This window comes from Trinickia mobilis (assembly GCF_017315705.1).
Taxonomy (GTDB): domain Bacteria; phylum Pseudomonadota; class Gammaproteobacteria; order Burkholderiales; family Burkholderiaceae; genus Trinickia_A; species Trinickia_A mobilis.
Window position 1 is genome coordinate 39,499 of the sequence record NZ_JAFLRF010000039.1, and the last position, 17,761, is coordinate 57,259.

Annotated in this window: 16 protein-coding genes; 2 read left to right on the forward strand and 14 right to left on the reverse strand. The window is 60.8% G+C overall.

Annotated elements, in window-relative coordinates:
* Window positions 1-25: 25 nt before the first annotated feature.
* From J3489_RS30825 to J3489_RS30845, 5 genes are all read right to left on the reverse strand, one after another.
* A complete protein-coding gene (locus J3489_RS30825) occupies window positions 26-1,279 on the reverse strand; it encodes an allantoate amidohydrolase (protein WP_207004610.1) in 1,254 nt (417 codons plus the stop codon).
* 89 nt (window positions 1,280-1,368) lie between these two features.
* On the reverse strand, window positions 1,369-2,319 hold the full coding sequence (locus tag J3489_RS30830) for a dihydroorotate dehydrogenase (protein ID WP_207004623.1): 951 nt from the start codon (window positions 2,317-2,319) through the stop codon (window positions 1,369-1,371).
* Entirely contained in the window at window positions 2,312-3,160 is an 849-nt protein-coding gene (locus J3489_RS30835) for a dihydroorotate dehydrogenase electron transfer subunit (RefSeq protein ID WP_207004611.1), read from the reverse strand. Before J3489_RS30835 ends, J3489_RS30830 begins: the two co-directional genes overlap by 8 nt.
* 69 nt (window positions 3,161-3,229) lie before the next feature.
* Window positions 3,230-4,486, reverse strand: a complete 1,257-nt coding sequence (locus J3489_RS30840) for an MFS transporter (RefSeq protein WP_207004612.1) — start codon at window positions 4,484-4,486, stop codon at window positions 3,230-3,232.
* A gap of 350 nt (window positions 4,487-4,836) precedes the next feature.
* Window positions 4,837-5,895: a porin gene (locus J3489_RS30845; RefSeq protein ID WP_207004613.1), complete on the reverse strand. Its 1,059-nt coding sequence runs from the start codon at window positions 5,893-5,895 to the stop codon at window positions 4,837-4,839.
* Window positions 5,896-6,173: 278 nt separating this feature from the next.
* Here J3489_RS30845 and J3489_RS30850 point away from each other — a divergent pair, with 278 nt between their 5' ends.
* Window positions 6,174-7,073 (forward strand): helix-turn-helix domain-containing protein, encoded by a 900-nt coding sequence (locus J3489_RS30850; protein WP_207004624.1) that lies wholly within the window; start codon window positions 6,174-6,176, stop codon window positions 7,071-7,073.
* Between the two features lie 93 nt (window positions 7,074-7,166).
* On the opposite strand, the gene J3489_RS30855 is transcribed toward J3489_RS30850, so the two are convergent.
* From J3489_RS30855 to J3489_RS30865, 3 genes are all read right to left on the reverse strand, one after another.
* A complete protein-coding gene (locus J3489_RS30855; protein WP_207004614.1) occupies window positions 7,167-7,490 on the reverse strand; it encodes a hypothetical protein in 324 nt (107 codons plus the stop codon).
* Window positions 7,491-7,718: 228 nt separating this feature from the next.
* Window positions 7,719-9,137, reverse strand: coding sequence for a glutathione-disulfide reductase (gene gor / locus J3489_RS30860; protein WP_207004615.1), 1,419 nt, complete (start codon window positions 9,135-9,137; stop codon window positions 7,719-7,721).
* A gap of 175 nt (window positions 9,138-9,312) precedes the next feature.
* Window positions 9,313-10,104 (reverse strand): glutathione S-transferase family protein, encoded by a 792-nt coding sequence (locus J3489_RS30865; protein ID WP_207004616.1) that lies wholly within the window; start codon window positions 10,102-10,104, stop codon window positions 9,313-9,315.
* A 131-nt stretch (window positions 10,105-10,235) separates the two neighbouring features.
* Here J3489_RS30865 and J3489_RS30870 point away from each other — a divergent pair, with 131 nt between their 5' ends.
* Entirely contained in the window at window positions 10,236-11,147 is a 912-nt protein-coding gene (locus tag J3489_RS30870) for a LysR family transcriptional regulator (RefSeq protein WP_207004617.1), read from the forward strand.
* Window positions 11,148-11,273: 126 nt separating this feature from the next.
* On the opposite strand, the gene J3489_RS30875 is transcribed toward J3489_RS30870, so the two are convergent.
* From J3489_RS30875 to J3489_RS30900, 6 genes are all read right to left on the reverse strand, one after another.
* Window positions 11,274-12,686 carry an MFS transporter gene (locus tag J3489_RS30875; protein ID WP_207004618.1) on the reverse strand — a complete coding sequence of 471 codons (1,413 nt, stop codon included), beginning with the start codon at window positions 12,684-12,686 and terminating at the stop codon, window positions 11,274-11,276.
* Window positions 12,687-12,712: 26 nt separating this feature from the next.
* Window positions 12,713-13,966, reverse strand: a complete 1,254-nt coding sequence (locus J3489_RS30880) for an NAD(P)/FAD-dependent oxidoreductase (RefSeq protein WP_207004619.1) — start codon at window positions 13,964-13,966, stop codon at window positions 12,713-12,715.
* Complete coding sequence (locus tag J3489_RS30885) at window positions 13,959-14,924, reverse strand: VOC family protein (RefSeq protein WP_207004620.1); 966 nt, start codon at window positions 14,922-14,924, stop codon at window positions 13,959-13,961. The genes J3489_RS30880 and J3489_RS30885 overlap by 8 nt, the downstream gene beginning before the upstream one ends.
* Window positions 14,925-14,935: 11 nt before the next feature.
* On the reverse strand, window positions 14,936-16,426 hold the full coding sequence (locus J3489_RS30890) for an aldehyde dehydrogenase (RefSeq protein ID WP_207004621.1): 1,491 nt from the start codon (window positions 16,424-16,426) through the stop codon (window positions 14,936-14,938).
* Window positions 16,427-16,465: 39 nt separating this feature from the next.
* A complete protein-coding gene (locus J3489_RS30895) occupies window positions 16,466-17,308 on the reverse strand; it encodes an aspartate dehydrogenase (protein ID WP_207004622.1) in 843 nt (280 codons plus the stop codon).
* Window positions 17,301-17,761, reverse strand: a 461-nt coding sequence (locus tag J3489_RS30900) for a thiamine pyrophosphate-dependent enzyme (protein WP_242540434.1), incomplete at its 5' end; no start/stop codon positions are given. The genes J3489_RS30900 and J3489_RS30895, both read right to left, overlap by 8 nt.

Here is a 17,761-nt window from a genome sequence, read left to right on the forward strand (position 1 = left end):
CTGTTCCTTGACCGACGCGGATTCGTTAGAGGTGGTCGACGGTGTCGGCAAGCACACGCACGCCAAGCATGAAATCGTCGATGTCCATCGCTTCGTGCGGATTGTGGGAGCCGTTCTCGTTACGGATGAACAACATGCCGCTGGGGATGCCAGCGTTCGCAAACAGCGACGCATCGTGTCCGGCGCCGCTGGGTACGGGTTCACAGGGTGTCGCCATGCGTGCGCAAGACTCGGCGAGCTCAGCGCAAATCTTCTCGTCCATCGTGGCGGGCGAAGAGTCGAGCCTCCGGTCGAATTCAAATTTCACCCCACGTTCGCGGGCAATCGACGCGCACTCGGTACGCATCAACTGGTAGAACCCTTCGAGCGTGTCGTGGCTCTTGCTGCGCGCTTCGAAGCTGAAGTGAACCGTGCCTGGAATACGCGAGATGGAATGCTCGGACGGGTCGGTACCCACGACGCCCGTCGTCACGACGAGGTCGATACCGCGCTCAAGCAGCACGCGCCAGTGCTCGTCCAGCCTGGTTATCAGGTCCGCTACGGCAAACATCGCATCGTGACGCAGCCAGCGAGGGACCGCGCCCGAGTGCCCCGCCTCACCGACACAGGTAATCCGGTTGTGCCGGACGTTGCCTCGAATGCCCGGAACCACCCCGAGCGCAATCTTGCGGGCGACCATGACGGGGCCCTGCTCGATATGCAGTTCGAGATAGGCTTTGGCCTTGGATTTATCGAATAGAGGTTCCTGAGACGCAATGGCGGCGGTGTCCGCGCCGACCTGCGCCATGTAGCTGGCGAGCGACTTGCCGGACGTCCGGTGCTTGAGTTCGAGGTCCTCCGCGGAGAGCTTGCCGAAGAGGGAGCCTGAGCCCATATAAGCCTTGCCGAACCAGGCGCTTTCCTCCCCGCGAAAGGCAATAACGCGCAGCGGCGTACCTGACGGTCGACCACTCTGCTTCTGCGCAACTAGACAAAGCAACCCTGCGATGATGCCCGCGAGGCCGTCAAAGTTGCCGCCTTGAGGCACCGAATCCATATGCGAGCCAACCCAGACCGCCGGGAGCTGCGCATCGCTATCGGGCAGACGGAAAATGAGGTTGGCAGCGCGGTCGACGTCGACGTGCAGCCCCTCCTTCTCGGCAAAGTGCCGCAGGTAATCGGCCGCCGCGGATTCGCCCTTGCCGTAGCTGTCTCGCGTGACACCTACACCGTCGGACGAGATTTCGCGAATATCATCAAAGAGTTTCTGCGCGAGCCCGGTAAGCTCAAGTATTTCCATGATGCCTGTCCATTTGCACAATGAGCCGGTGCGATCCGGCGCTTTCCCGAAGGCAGTCAGCGAGCGCGCCGCCTTCACGCGTAGAGGATTCAGCCCGACTGTTGCGCAAACCGCAGCCAGCGGTCGCTCAACTGGCGGTCCAGCTTCACCTGTCCGGTCAGGTCCCGAATGCTCTCGACGCCCATCTCCGTGCAGTACGCTTCAAGACCGTCGATGATTTTCTGCATGACACCCGGGTCACGGAACGATGCGGTTCCGACCTGCACGGCACTGGCACCTGCGAGCATGAATTCGACGGCGTCTTCGGCGGTCTGGATACCGCCACAACCGATAATCGGGATCCGCACTGCCCTGTAGCACTGGTGCACGAGCCGCACCGCAATAGGTTTGATGGCGGGACCGGACAGGCCGCCCATCACATTGCCGAGTTTCGGCTTGCGGGTCCGGACATCGATAGCCATGCCAAGTACCGTGTTGCCCATCACGATGGCGTCAGCGCCGGCGTCTTCGGCTGCCCGCGCGACGGCCGCGATGTTGCTCGCGTTGGGCGTGAGCTTGACCCAGAACGGATGATTGGTGCGCCGGCGAATTGCTGACACGGCCTTGTAGGTCGTATCAGGCATCATGGCGAACGCCATGCCGTCTGCTTCAAGATTCGGGCACGATATGTTCGCCTCGATGGCTGCGACTTCTGGCAACGACATTTCCTCGCAGGCCTCGGCAAACTCGTCAGCAGTGTTGGCTGAAATGGAAACGACAACTGGCGTATTGAACTTCAGATACGGCGGCAGCACGTTCTCGCAGTAATACTCGAGCCCCTTGCTCGGGATGCCGATCGAATTGAGCATCCCGCTGTAGCAATCTGCCACGCGCGGCGTGGGGTTACCCGCGCGCGACGTTGGGGACACGCTCTTCACAACGAGCGCACCAAGACGATTGAGGTCCAGTGCTTCCTGGTATTCAATCGCGAAACAGCCTGACGCCGGCATGACGGGGTTGCGCAAAATCAGGTCGCCAACCCGGGCAGTTAAATTAGCCAAATTCCACCTCCCCAACCACCTCGCGGATGGGAAACACAGGGCCTTCGCGACAGACGCGAAGGAATTGACGGTCACCATCGCAGTCGAACAGCCGCACGCATGACAGGCAGACACCCATGCCACACGCCATGCGTTGCTCCATGGCGACTTCGGCGGTGATTTGCGGATAGTCGGAAAGGACGCGCTGCAATAGCATCAGGAGACGATGCGACCCACAGGTGTACACCGCGTCAGGACGCTGCTCCTCGATCAGCTCACGAAGCAGCACCTCCACCGCCTCGACCGAAGACGTCCCGTCCGCATCGAAGACACTACGGACATCCGCCGTCGCGCCGCGCAGAAACTCTTTTTCCATCAGGTCGGCTGGCGAACGCGCAGACATAACGGCTGTGATGTCGACATCCGCCTGGGACGCTTTCTTGATGAGGGGAGCCATCGTAGCGAGACCCACGCCGCGCGCGACCACGAGAATGCGGCGATAGTTAGCACTGGAGGTAAACGTGTTACCCAGCGGCCCGACGATGTCCATGTGCGCCCCTTCGAGCAAAGTCGCCATCGCCTTGGTGCCGACGCCCGTGACGTTGTAGAGAAACTCGATACGGTTGTCTTCGGGACCCGCACCATAGACACTCATCGGGCGCAGCAGGAACGGTTCATGTTCCTGCGTAGTTGGGCATTTGAGCTGGTAGAACTGCCCAGCCTTCGTGATTCGTGCGATGGGCGCGTCTGCTTCCAGACGGATGTACTTGTATCGCTGGTTGACCCAGTAGTGCTCTGCGACTTTGCAACGATAGGAAGCGACAGTTGCGGCATTCTCGAGGCCGCACGGGCTTGCTGGCATGATGACTCCACTCTTCAATAACGCCGCGAACGAGTGAGGGAACAGAGCGGTTCGCAGCAAACTGCCGGGTTATTCCAGTTCCGCGCCCTTCAACTCCGGAATGAGAAAGATCGTTGCGACCATGTCGAGCACGTAGATGCTTGCGAGCAGGGCAATCGCGAGTTGAAGCGAATAAGCGGCGGCGATACCGCCTACGACGATGGGACCCAATCCCCCAACCGCGCGGCCGATATTGAAAAGAACGTTCTGCGCGGTAGCGCGTGCCGCTGTCGGGTACGCCTCCGACATCAGGGCACCGTAGCCACCAATCATTCCGTTGACGAACATGCCCATGAGCGCACCGGCCCAGAGCATCACACCCGGGTCCGAAAGCCTCGAGTAGATAATGACCATCGCCACCGCGCCAGCCTGGAAGAGCAGGAAGGTGGGCTTGCGTCCAATGCGGTCCGCCAGCTGGCCGAAGATATAGACGCCGACCATCATTCCGACGACGGTGACCGACGTCCAGAGCGCCGACTTGGTGAGGCCAAATCCAAGCGTCTTGGCGAGGTAGGTCGGTAGCCAAATCATGATGCCGTAGTAGCCGAAGTTCTGGACCGAACACAGAATGACAATGCCAAGGCTGGTACGGGCCGTTCGTCCGTCGACGATGAGCAGCTTGAACGCATTGGACTTCTTGGCCGATGTCTTCGCACTCCGCACGAACACTTCAGGCTCATGCAGCTTGTTACGCACGACCCATGCAACGAGTGCCGGCGCCACACCAAGCAGGAACATTCCGCGCCAGCCGATATGCGGAAGCAGCAACGGGGTGAGCAGAGACGCTGCAAGCACGCCGCTCTGCCAGCCGAGGCCGACATACGACGACACGCGAGCACGATGCTTTGCGGGCCATGCTTCAGCGGCCAGTGCCATGCCGATTCCGAACTCTCCACCCAGACCGATGCCGGCGACTGTCCGGTAGGCCAGTAAATCCCAGAAGCCACGAGCGAAAGCAGACAACCCGGTGAAGAGTGCGAAAATCACGATGGTCCACGTCAAAACTCGGATACGGCCGAACCGGTCCGAAAGCGAACCGAACAGGAATCCACCGCCCACCGCGCCAATCAGCGTCCACGTGACCAGCGCACCCGACTGCTGCGTGGTCAAATGCAGGTCCAACGCGATGGCAGGCAGCATGAACCCAAGAATGAGCAGGTCGAATCCGTCCATCGCGTAACCGATTGCCGAACCGGCCAGTGCCTTCCAGGCGTACTTGTTGGGACGGTCGTCCGCCCCGGCTATCGCGGTGGCACTGGGCCCTGCTGCCTTTGCATTTGCTTCCATTACATCCTCCAGTGGAAACTTCCTTTCCTACGGTTCGAAAACAGGTCTTGTGGACCCAAGCATCAAACCACGATGCCAACCGTACAAAAAAATAGACAATCAGTGCGTCGAAATCGATCCCGGACAACACAACCGGTAAACTTCATGCTATGCACTGAGTGATGACGGCCTAGGGTCTTGAACTGCGCGGAAAGGTGGCTGTCTCGGGTGCCTCGCTCTGTTGGCTCGACCGTCCGTCTAAATATTTAGATTACGCGCTTTGAATGCGCCCCACAACCCAAATTCCGTTAGTGAAAACCCGTAGACCCGTAGACCCGTATTGACTGAACGGCTGTCGCGCTGCCTCGCCTTCAGAAGTTTTGCCGAAGGCCCGCGCCGTATGTCAGACCTGTGGACTGGCTGGCAAAGTGGTCGTATTTGAACGCAGCGTACACGTCCGTACGCTTCGAGAGCGGATAGTCGTAGCCGACGGCCCAGGTGGTGCGGTGAACGTCGCCACTGTTGGGTCCGGTCGACTTCGAATACACAAAGTCCCCAAGGACCGAACCCACGCCTACGGGAACAGAGACGCCAAGCTGCTCCGAGTTTGTCGTTGTCGTACCCAGCGTCGCGTTGTCGCGGATGTTCATGTAGCCGGCGAATACGCGAACAATGTTGAAGTTGTAGGACCCATCGAACTGAATCGTCTCCTGGCTCTTGAGACCAGGTACGGCCGGCAACGCCGTCGCGATGTCCCCCGCCACATTGCTGTAGTTGATGTACTGGTAATGGGCCGCCAGCACGACCGGGCCGTTCGCATAGTTAAGCGCCCCACCCCACTTATGCGCACCGGCGTCACCCGCAGTGTTGCCGAACGAGTAGATGACCGTGCCGTTAAGGCCGCCAACCGTCGGCGACGAATAGGCCACGGCGTTGTTCCAGCCGGAATCGCCCACTACGCCCTGCGGGCCTAGCCCCTTGTACGTGTGGAAAATCCACGGGGAGAATGTATAGGAGTTGAAAAACGGGTTGAGGTTGATAGTCGAAAGGTACAGAGGCGTTGTCAGCCTCCCCGCACGAATGGAACCATACGGAGTAGCAATCCCAACGTACGCGTTGCGGGAAAAGAAACTGTCGTTTGTGAAGCGGCCGTACGTGCCGTTCTGAGGCTGGAAATAGCTCTCAAGCACGAAGAATGTGGAATAGCCGCCGCCCAGGTCCTCTGTACCGCGAAGCCCCCAATAAGACGTGGACAGCCCGCCCCCTTGAGTCACCACAGCTGCACCGGCCCCAGGGGTTTTGACGGAGCCGACAAACGCGTCGACCAGACCGTAAAGCTGTACCGAGGATTGCGCGAACGCCGGAGCGCTCAGCGCGACAGTGCCGAGAAGACAAAGACTCGGCAGGAGTTTGAATTTTGCACCAGACATGTAAAGCCTCTTGTTCGTTTCTGCTGACAGCCGCGTGGTCTTCCGGTCTGCTTCGTCGACGTCGCGAACGCACACCGGGCATCTGTGACGCGCCGGTGGGCGAACGTCGCGCAGAGATATTGCATTTGTATATGTAAAACGACAAGTGCACAAAATATCAATTAGTCTAAAATTTCGCTAAAATCGCCTCAGTATTTTCCCTAGCATCATCGCCGTTCTAAAGATGCCTTGATGTACAATTTGTTTGTATTTTTATACGAGGATGTATCGTGGCCGAAATGCTAGGTTCCCGCAAAACAGCGCCCACTTTCGACTTCCTCGCTATCGGCGAGCGCCTTCGCGCCTATCGCATGGCTCGCGGACTTCGCTCCGACGACATAGCTGAGCGGCTCGCGATTTCCCGCGCGGCCGTCTATAACCTTGAGCGTGGCGAAATCGTCAAGATTGAAACACTCGAGCGTCTGGCGGCACTCCTGGAAGTGACGCTTCCTAACTTGCTAGGCGTTGAGTCCGAATACCACGATTCCGCGGTCAGTTACTTTGAGCGCATGCGCCAACTCGAATCACGCTCGACGCGCATACTGGCGAACTTCGACCCGATTTCGTTCCTGCTTACGTCCGAGGCTTACGTGGAGCATCTACGCTCCATGCTTGAGGAGAGCGTTCCGGACGAACTTACTGGCGAAAGCTCGAAGCGGATTAACAGCGACGTTCTGAAAATTCTGGCCGCTCGGCGCAAGTTGTTTGAACAGCAGCGCCCCAGCATCCTGAGTGTTATCGGGCTTCGACAGGTTGAGCAGTTCCTGCATCACGGTCTTGTGGGTCGCTTAGGTCTGCCTTCGGGTGTGCAGCTTGAACGCAAGCTCGCTGCGCGCAAGGAAGTCGCACACATGATCGAGGTGTTGAACAGCGACCCTATTGGCGTCCAGGTCGGCATCGTGACTGACAACCTGCCGAGCGAGACCTTCCAGATTTTCGAGGAACCGGGGAGCCAACACGTGGCCGTGTCACCCTTCCGGCTTGGCGAACTTCCCAATGTGCGAACAGGCATAGCGACGATTACAACGTCAGCAGATGCGGTTGCGATGTACCGCGGATTGATTGAACGCCTGTGGACCGGAGCCGCTAAAGGGCGGGACGGCGCAAAACTGTTGCAGTCATTGCTTGAACGCAGTTAGCTCTACTGCATGCCATATAGCCGCATTGCCATGCGGCGACCGAGGAGCGCAGCGTGGGTATGATGCGCGCGCAACCAGGTTGCGCGCGTTCCATCAAACAACCATGGCCGGCGCCAGCTTGGCGGCAAACGCATTGAGGGCTTCGAGAAAAGCGGCATCCGATGCCCCGCTCGCGCCTTTCAGCGCGCTCGCATCCTGGCGCAATTCAGCGAGAAATTCATCGACTACGCCAGTGGATACCGCAACACCCTCGTGGCGTTCGGTAAAAGCTGCCGCACGCTCCGCGAGCAACACGAGCGCCGCCGATTCGCGCCCCGAAGCTGCGGCCGCGTCGCGGCACTGTGAAGCAAACTGGTGAATATCCGAGAAACCGACGTGCGTGCGCTCGAGCCACGCACTTGCGAGTTGCAGATTCATTTTGCGTCCTTGAACGATTGCGAACAGACGACTTCTGAGGTATCCCTAACCGCCAGCGGGTCGCCAAGAGACATCATGCACGCGTCTAAAAAAAAAGACAACTCGCGAATGTGCAGCGGTCACCGCTGACCTGCCTTGGAATTTTCGGACCCGTTGAAACTTGAGAGAACGGCTTCCAACGGAGAAAGGAAGTCATGAAGAAGAGCAGGTTTGCCGACGAACAGATGGTCACGATCCTGCGTGAGGCAGGCCAGTGCAACGGCATGTTTTACGGTTCTTCTCAATTCGCTGAGACGAACGGATGGAAGCGCCCAGCGTCACAAATTCCTCCGCCACCGTCGGGTGTATTCCTAACGTTGCGCTGAGGTGTGCTTTGGTTGCTCCCGCTGTAATCGCAATAGCCAAGCCTTGGATGATTTCGCCCGCGTTATCGCCGACCATATGAGCGCCCAACATGCGGTCTGTTTTGGCGTCAACTACGATCTTCATCAATATCTGCTCGTCACGTCCCGAGAGTGTCGCGCGCATGGGCTTGAATTGCGTGCGATATACGTCGATCGCGCGTCCACCCGAACTCGCCTCAGCCTCAGTAAGTCCGACTGATGCAGCATTGGGTCGACTGAAGACTGCCGACGGTACGTTGCTGTGAAGCACCGCGCGCGGGTTATTCCCGAACATAGTGTCCGCAAAGGCATGCCCTTCCTGAATCGCAACCGGGGTCAGGGCGACTCGGTCCGTCACGTCACCCACCGCAAAAATGCTATTGACCGAAGTCCGGGAGTAAGCGTCGACCAGCACGGCGCCCGACTCCGCGAGACGCACCCCCGCTTTTTCGAGTCCTAGCGCAGAGGTATTGGGCCGCCGGCCAGTGGCAGCCAGAACCGCGTCCACGTCAAAGTGATCCCCGGAGTCGACCGTAATGCGCAAAGCTCCCTCTCTTCTTTCGACGCGCACGGCACGCTGCGACAACCGAAGTGCAATTCCCGATTTCTGCATCTCAGTAGCGAGGTGTGTCCGCACATCCTCGTCGAAGCCACGCAAGATCTGATCGCCCCTGTGAATCTGAACTACGTCAGCACCCAGTCCGGAATAGATTCCGGCGAATTCACACGCTATGTAACCGCCGCCGAGGATCGCAACGCGTTGAGGGAACGCTGGAAAATCGAATGCCTCGTTGGAAGTGATCATAAGCTCCGAGCCAGGCACCAATGGTTTAACAGGCGTGGCGCCCGTCGCAATCAGCACGATCCGCGCATGGAGTATTCTTTCACCGACCTGGACCGTGTGTTCGTCAAGGAGCACAGCCCGGCCATCGAAAGTCGTAACTTCTGCTTCATGCAGCAAGCGCTTGTATACCGATTCGAGACGTTTGATCTCCCGGTCTTTAGCTGCGACCAAAGTAGCCCAGTCGTGCTTCGGCTTTACCGACGTCCAACCGAATCCTGATGCGTCTTCGAACTGTTGCGCGAAATCGGACGCGTATACAAATAACTTCTTTGGCACGCATCCGCGGATGACACATGTTCCACCGTAGCGGTGCTCCTCAATGATGGCAACTTTAGCGCCGTGGGACGCAGCGACACGACCGGCGCGAACTCCACCGGAACCACCGCCAATGACGACTAGATCGAATTCCTGAATATTCATGATCATTTGGAACGTGCGATGGTTTTTCAGAGAACGCTGCAATGGGTAAAGCGCGAGCTGAAACCGAGTGTCGTGCAGCGCCCAGCGGCAACACAACGTGCTGATGTCATCGCAAAATGGGCGCTCGAATCACACAACGTTGTCCACATAAGCTGCTGATTCGGCCGGCAACGTGCTATTCCGTTAGGAGTGCATTAACTTTCGGCCAAACGTCAATGCCCTGCTTTTTCAGCTCGTCATCGTAGGCGTTCGATCGAAACGATGTAATCGCCGAATCAAAGCTTGGTCGAGCCTGCACTGCGTCGAACCACCTCGCTACGTTGGGTCGTTGCGCCCACATCTTCTCCAAACCCAAGCGGTCAAGACGGGTCACATAAGGAATGATAGCGATGTCGGCCAATGTGAACTCGTCACTCGCAAGCCAAGTCTGCTCACCGAGCGCAGCATCCATTTCCTTAAGAACCTTGTCATGCAGAAGGACCGCATCTTTCACGAAGGGTGCTTTGAATTCCTGTTCCATGATTTGCCGCTGGCGATCTGCCCGAGCGCGGTCTGGCAGTTTGGCCAGGCGTTCCATCCATTCCTTTCTATCGTGATGGCTTCGCAACTGGTGCACAAACGACGCAGCGTAGGTAACCGATGCGCAGGCAATATGTAATCCTTCGTCAGGTATCTTTGTCCACATCCGCATCTTTGCTGCTCCCAGAGGTGACGCAGGCCTTAACGGCCGCTCTGGGAAGACGTCCTCGATATACTCGAGAATGACAGTAGATTCACGGACCGGGATGCCATCATGAACAAGAACAGGGACCAGTCCCTTCGGATTGATTTTGAGGAACTCAGGAGTAAGGTGTTCCTGCTTCATCAAATCGACCTCTTGTCCCGTCCACTCGATGCCCTTTTCATCCAAGGCAATGCGCACCTTCTGCGCACATACGGAGATGTTGTGGTGATAGAGTTTTAGCAATTTTTCGTCCGCTATCGTGTAAAAGGAGCTTACACTTTAGTAGTGTTCTACATGCTTGATAAGGCGAGACGGGCGACTAATTGCCATGCCCATGTGGAATAAATGCCAGTCAAAAGATCCGGTAAACCCGTATGGACATAATCGAGGGGATGAGCGTATTTGTCAGAGTTGCGCAATCCGGCAGCTTTTCGACCGTGGCTCGGGAGTTGGGGCTGACGCAACCTAGCGTGAGCAAACAAATTGCCGCGCTTGAAAATCACCTCGGTGTTCGTCTTCTGAATCGAACAACTCGCCACTTGCAACTGACGGAAGACGGGTTTACTTATCTCAGCTTTGCTCAAAAGATTCTGGACACTGTCGCAGAGGCAGAGGCACACCTAGGTGGAGCAAAGAGGACGCCCCGCGGGTTAATTCGCATAGGAAGTCCCTACGCTTTTGCGCAACGCTACCTCGTTCGCTGCGTTGGCGACCTGCTCGAGCAGTATCCGCAATTGCGCGTTGAGATAGTCGCGAGCGACATGGCCGACAGCCTCGTCGAACATGGGCTAGACGTCGCGATTCGCTTTGGAAACCCGAACGGCGACCTCGTTGCTCGACAGGCCGGCACAACATCGCGTATTGCCGTAGCTTCTCCGGCATACCTGGAATCTGCTGGCGAACCACAGGGCCCGCTAGACCTCAGTACTCACAATTGCCTGGTGTATTCCAACCCTGCGATCGGCCCTCATTGGTCATTTCTGTCCCATGGCTGCCGTGAAACTGTCGTCGTGTCGGGAAGCTTTGTATCCAACAGCGCGGACGTGATTAGGGAAGCCTGTATTCGCGGCCTTGGGATCACCGTGATGCCGAATTGGCTGTTTCATGACGACCTGACGTCAGGACGGGTTTGCCAGGTGCTTAGGCAATACGAACCAGAAGGCCTGCCGATTTTTGTAGTCTATCCGTCGCGTAAATTCGTCCCCCCGAAGTTGCGAGTGGTCGTCGACTATTTGGCGACGGAGCTTGGCCGGGATCCAGCGCTTAACGTGGGGTTGACCCCGTAGTGCTGCAATCGGCTTGAAACCGTTGGCCACGCCGGTATGCAGTCCGCAAAGCAACAGCATGTCGAGCCGATGCTGTTGCGTTGCATCGGCATTTGCAGCCGATAGTCCGGTCCACTGGAGCGTCGCTCATGCTTCGAGCTGCTCCAGAACCTTTCCCTTCGTCTCGATGCCAAGAAAATGAACAGCCAACGCTGCAACAAACGGCACCGCCGCGAACATCGCAAACGCAGTGATGAGATTGCCGCCCATCGTCTGCGAGACGAGCGCCGGAGAAAAAATCGCCGTGATCTTGAGCACCGCGCTGCCGAGCCCGACGCCCGACACGCGGATGCTTGTCGGGTACAGCTCCGGCGTATACACGTACGCGGTAATGAAGCCGCTTGACATGAACGCCAGTGCGAGCGAGCAAAAGGCCGCAACGACGTAGACGGACTCCCCGTGAAACACCGCAGCTAGAATCAGCGATAGCGTGCACAGAACGAACGACCATGTGATCACCGGCTTGCGGCCAACTTTGTCGACGATGAGCGCGCAGGTCAGCGATCCGAGCACGCCGAGCACCCAGCCAAGCACCCCCAAGTTGAGTGCAAGTTGCAACGAAGCGTGATAGACGGTCTTGTAGATGGTCGGGAGCCAGGTGGACAGTCCATACTGAATGAAGCCGGCGGTGACCCAGATCGTTGCGACCGCGATCGTGCGCTTCAGATAGGCCCGGCTGAACAGATCCTGTACGCGGCGCTTCGGGTGACGGTGCATGAGCGCCTCGAACTCGGCAATTTGCCGGACCGGCGCGAGCGGGCCCTTTACGCTTGCCTCGAACGCGCTGACGGCGCTGTCGGCTTCAGCCATTCGGCCGCGTTCGGCAAGCCAGCGCGGCGACTCCGGCACGAGTTTGGCGAGCACAAAGAAAAGGACGAGCGGCACCGCGCCGATGAAATACATCGTTTCCCAGCCGAAGCGCGGCACGATCCACGCACCCGCGATCATGGCGCCGAGCAAGCCGATCGGAAACACGATCTCGTACAGCATCACGAAGCGGCCTCGTCCGTGCGCGCGAGTGATCTCGTTGATGTACGTCGCCGCCACCGGTATTTCACCGCCAAGCCCGATCCCTTGAATGATCCGCAGCACGACGAATGCGACAAAGGTTGGCGCGAAACCGGAGGCGATGCTCGCGATGCCGATGATTCCCGAACTCCACGCAATCGCACGTACCCGGCCGTGCCGTTGCGCGAGCCAAGGAAACAGCAAGGCGCCGATCAATTGGCCGATCGCGCCGGACCCGATCAGGAACGCGACCTGCCCTGGCGTGAGCCCCCACTTGTGAATCAAGAGCGGCAGCGTCACCGCGATCGCGATGACGTCGAAGCCGTCGAAAAACGTCGCCAGCCCGATCAGGATTCTCGCGCGCACCTGCATCGCGTTGGCAGGAAGCCGCTCGAGGCGCGCAATGATCGATCCCTGGGTGACGGCCTCGATTGCGCCGGCGGCGGCACGGGCACTGCCCTCTTCCACGGCTCCAATATTGATGGTTCTCATCCTTGAGTCTCCTTTGTTTGTCGTTATCAGGCGAGCGCACGTCCGACGTCGGCGAGGGCTGCCGCGTCGACCGTGAGCCCCTGGCTCATCCATTTGCGTGCGAGCTTCAGTTCGCGCGGCGTGTTGATCGCGATCACGCCGTGAATCGCGCCCCCCTTCAGGAAGTACAGCGTCGCGCGCCTGGCCGCCATGTCGCCGCGCACCGCAATCTCGGCATCGGCCGGGATGTCGCCGAGAATCTGCAGATTCACGTCGTATTGATCCGACCAGAACCACGGGATTTCTTCGTAGGGCGAGCGAACGCCGAGCACGGCCTTCGCTACCGCGATGGCTTGGTTCTGCGCGTTGGCCCACGACTCGAGGCGCACGCGGCGCTTCAGCCACGCGTTCGGATGGTTCGCGACGTCGCCGCATGCGAAGATCGACGCGTCGTCGGACATGCCGTATTCGTCGACGACGATGCCGTCGTCGACATGCAACCCCGCCGCTACGGCAAGCGACGTATGGGGCGCGAGACCGACGCCCGCGACGGCGAAGTCTGCGTCGAGCGTCGATCCGTCAGCGAGCGTCGCGCGCACCCGGCCCGGATCGCCGGGATGGTCCTCGAGCGCGGCAAGCGATGCGCCCAGGCGCACGTCGGCGCCGTTCGCGCGATGCAGTTCGAGCAGAAAGTCCGATACGGCCGGCGGCACCGAGCGCGCGCACAAACGCGGCGCCCCCTCGACGATCGTCGCATCGACGTTCAATTTGCGCGCCGTCGCCGCGACTTCGAGGCCTATCCATCCGCCCCCGACTACGAGCACCCTCCGGCTGGTGCGCAACTGCTCGCCGAGCGCCACGGCATCGTCAAGCGTGCGCAGGTAGCGCAGATTCCCGGTCCCGACAATCGATTCCGGCAGACGCCGGGCGGCGCCGCCAGTCGCAATCACGACGCGGTCGTATTCGACTTCGCGGCCGCTTTGCGTGCGTACGACACGGCGAACACGGTCGATCGACGTGGCGTAGTCGGGCTGCCACGCTTCGACGCCGAGCGCGGTGAACGCATCGGGGGCCACGAGCCGCACCGTTTCGATGCCGGCCTCGCCGGAAAGCACCGCTTTCGACAGCGGCGGACGCTCATACGGCAGGTGGATCTCGTCGGCGATCATCACGAGCCGGCCCGCGAAGCCCTCTTTGCGCAGCGTCTTGACGACCCACCCCGCTGCCTGCCCGCCGCCGATCACGACGACGGTACGAAGCCCGGCGCCCACGGAACCTGCCTGAAACGGTGCTTCAGTCATCTTTGCGCTCCGTCATGAACCGGCCGGCCGGCGCGGGCGCGTTTTTCTGACGACGCGTGTTGCCGTCGAGGCCGGCTTCGATCGCCCATTCCGCGAACACGGTGGGACCGGGCTCGAATTCGCGCGGCTGCCACGCCGGCGTAAGGACATCCTCGTCGGCGTAATACTCGATCAGGCCGCCGGCAGGATTCTGGAAATACCAGAAGTACGCCGAGGAGACCGGATGCCGCCCTGGGCCGAGCTGTGTCGTCCAGCCGCAGCGGCTGATGTGCATGCCGCCGCCGAACACTTCATGAATGTCGCGCACCGTAAAGGCGACGTGGTTCAGGCCGCGCTTGCCGTCCGGCAGTTGCAGCAGGAACAGGTCGTGGTGGCCGCCGTGCGGCGCGCAGCGCATGAAGGCGCCGCGCCCCGGGTAGCGGTCCGAGGTCTCGAAGCCGAGCAGTTCGTGATAGAACGCTTCTTGCTCGACGAGCCGGTTCGTGAAGAACACGACATGCCCAACCTCGACCGGTTCGGCCCGCTCGTATATCGTGCTCGGCTGATCGACGCGAAGCGTCTCGCCCCATACGTTCGAAAGCGAGCCCTTGATGTCGAGCGCTCGCTTTCTGGTCGCTTCGACACGAATCGCCATGCCGTTCGGATCGATGCAGCCGACGGCCTCCTCCGCTTCGAAATGGCCCGGCTGCCCCGCGAAGCGGCCGCGCAGCGCGTCGAGTTCCGCGCGCGTCGCGACGCCCCACGTGACTTCGCGCAGCGTCGGCCCCGCCTCGAACGCGGGCGGCAGGGACGGATCGTTGCTGTCGACCGCGAGCACCGTGCAACCGTTCAGCGTTTCGAAGCGCGCGCTCGTTTCGTCGTGCGCGACTTCCTTCAAGCCCCAATCCGCGAAAAACCGCCGGCAAGCCGCGAGATCCGTCACGCCGTAAGTAACCTGCTCTATGCCAAGAATCGTCATGACCGACCTCTTCAATTCGCCCACGGCAGCGGTGCGTCATTCAAGCCCCAGTAGAGGCTCTTTTGCTGCATGTACTCGCGGATGCCAAGCCGGCCCTTCTCGCGGCCCATGCCGCTTTCCTTCCAGCCCGAGAACGGTGTCGAGATCGAGAACAGCTTGTAGGTGTTGATCCACACGGTGCCCGTTTCGAGCGCACGGGCCACGCGCCATGCGCGCTTGTAGTCGCGCGTCCAGATGCCGGCGGCGAGGCCGAACACGCTGTCGTTGGCGTGCTGGACGAGCGAGGCTTCGTCGTCGAACGGCATCGCGACGAGCACCGGCCCGAAGATTTCTTCCTGGCAAATGCGCGCGCTGTTCGCGAGGCCATCGAGGATCGTCGGCTGATAGAAGAAGCCGTTTTCGCGTCCGTCGCCGGCCGGGCGCTCGCCGCCGCACAGCAGGCGGCCGCCTTCCTGAAGACCGAGCGCGACGTAGCGTTCGACCGATTCGCGATGCTGCGCGGAAATCAATGGCCCCATTTGCGTCTCGACGCGCGAGGGATCGCCGACGCGCAAGCGCCGCGCGCCCTCCACGAGCCGCTCCATGAATGCGCGGTAGATCGAGCGCTGCACGAACAACCGCGAGCCCGCGATGCAAGCTTCGCCCGACGAACTGAAAATGCCGTACAGCACGCCGTTGACCGCGTGATCGAGATCGGCGTCGTCGAACACGATGGTCGGCGACTTGCCGCCGAGTTCGAGCGAGACGGGCATGAGCTTCTCGGCGGCGATGCGCGCGATGCCGCGGCCCACCGAGGTGCCGCCCGTAAACGACACCTTCTTGACGAGCGGATGGCGCACGAGCGCGTCCCCGACTACCGAACCCTTGCCGGGCAGCACGCTCAGCACGCCCTTCGGCACGCCGGCTTCCTCGCAGATGCGTGCGAGCGCGAGCGAAACGAGCGGCGTGACTTCGGCCGGCTTCAGCACGACCGCATTGCCGGCCGCAAGGGCGGGCGCAAGCTTCTGCGCATCGGACGCAATCGGAGAATTCCACGGCGTGATCGCACCGATCACGCCGAGCGGCTCGTGCACGCTCATCGTCAGATAGTCGCCGCGCGACGGCGTCAGATCTTCGTCAAGCGTTTCGAGGCACGCGGCGAAGTAGCGGAAGGTATTGGCGGCGCTCGCCACGAGTGCGCGGGTTTCGCCGATCGGCTTGCCGTTGTCGCGCCGCTGCAATTGCGCGAGCGCTTCGTGGCGCGCGCCGATCAGCTCGGCGACGCGGTACAGCACGCTCGCGCGCTGATGCGGCTTCAGGCCAGCCCAGTTCGCGTCGCGCCATGCCGCATCCGCGGCTTCGATGGCTTCGCGCGCGTCTTCGGCGTCAGCTGTCGAGATTTCCGCGTTGATCGTCTGGTCTGCCGGGTACACGCTTCTGTACGGCGCGCCGCGGCCTTGCCGCCACTCGCCGCCAATCAGGATGTCGCCCGACGGAACGAGGCTCGAATCGAAATCAGTCATGTGTGTCGTCCGTCAGATCGTTTGCGTCGACCTACGCCGTCAGATCACGCAGCGCGCCGCGCGATTGCGCAGCGCACGGAGCGCGCTGAAGGCCGTCAAAGCCGAGGTCTTGGGGTTGTCGGGGAGCGGCTTGCCGCATATTTCGAGCGACATTTCGCCGAACGCACCGCGCGCGATGACGCGATGCACGTTGCGCATCACGTTCGGGTCGGCGATCAGACGCACTTTCGTTTCGTCGAGCCCGAGGCCCGCGAGCGCGATGGTCGCGGCGACGTTCGCGTTCTTCGGAAAGAGCCGCGCGGCGTCGCGCGCGCTGCCTTCGAAAATCACGCGTTGATCGGTCATCGCGTGCAGATCGCAGAGCACTTCCGCCGGCGTGCCGAGCCAGCCGAGCGGCGGCTTGCGGCCGATGTACACCACTTCGTCGAGGCCGCCGAGCTTCGCTGCCGCGAGCGCATCGACGCCGCCGATCGCGCCGGACAAGAGCGTGAGCGTCGCATCGCCTTCGTCGGCGGCGGCGGACAACGCGTCGAGCAGCGCGAGGTCCGACAGCGCGCCGATCGACGCCACCGCGCAATCGGTGCCGGCCTTCAAGAGCGGCACGACGTGATCGACGAGCGCGCTATGCCCCGCGCATTCGAGCGCAAAGTGCGGACGGCTCGACAGCGCCGCGACCGACGACACCACGTCGACGCCTTTGCCTACCGCTTCGCGCACCGTGGCCGCCTGATGCTCCGGCACGATCACGTGCGAGACGTGCACGTGAGGGTCGGCGGCTGCCGAGCGATAGACGGTTTGCCCGATTGCGCCGAAGCCGATCATCGCGACATCGATCGGCGCGAGATGCCCGCGGCGATGCTCGTCCTGCAGACTGTCACGCATGTTCAGGCTCCTCGGTCTTCACCGGCGGGCCGGCGAACGCCGTCGCGAACTGGCCGATCGAGAGCATGTCGACTTCGACGAGCACCGGCCCCTCTTTCGCGAGACCTTCGCGGATGACCGCATCGGCCGCATCGAGCGACGAGATGCGGTAGTGCGTGAGACCGAGGCTCGCGCAGAACTGCGCGAAGTCCGGCTGGTGCAGATCGACGTAGTAGCGGCGCCCGCCGTACTGCGCGTCCTGGATGTTGCGGATCACGCCGTAGCACTGGTCGTTCATCAGCACGATCATCACGTCGGCGTTTTCCTGCACGGCCGTCGCGAGCTCGCCGACGTTGACCATCAAGCCGCCGTCGCCGACGAGGCAAACCGTCTTCGCAGCCGATCCGGCGAGCGCCGCGCCGATCGCCATCTGCATGCCCTGGCCGATGCCGCCGCCCAGCGCATGCACGCCTG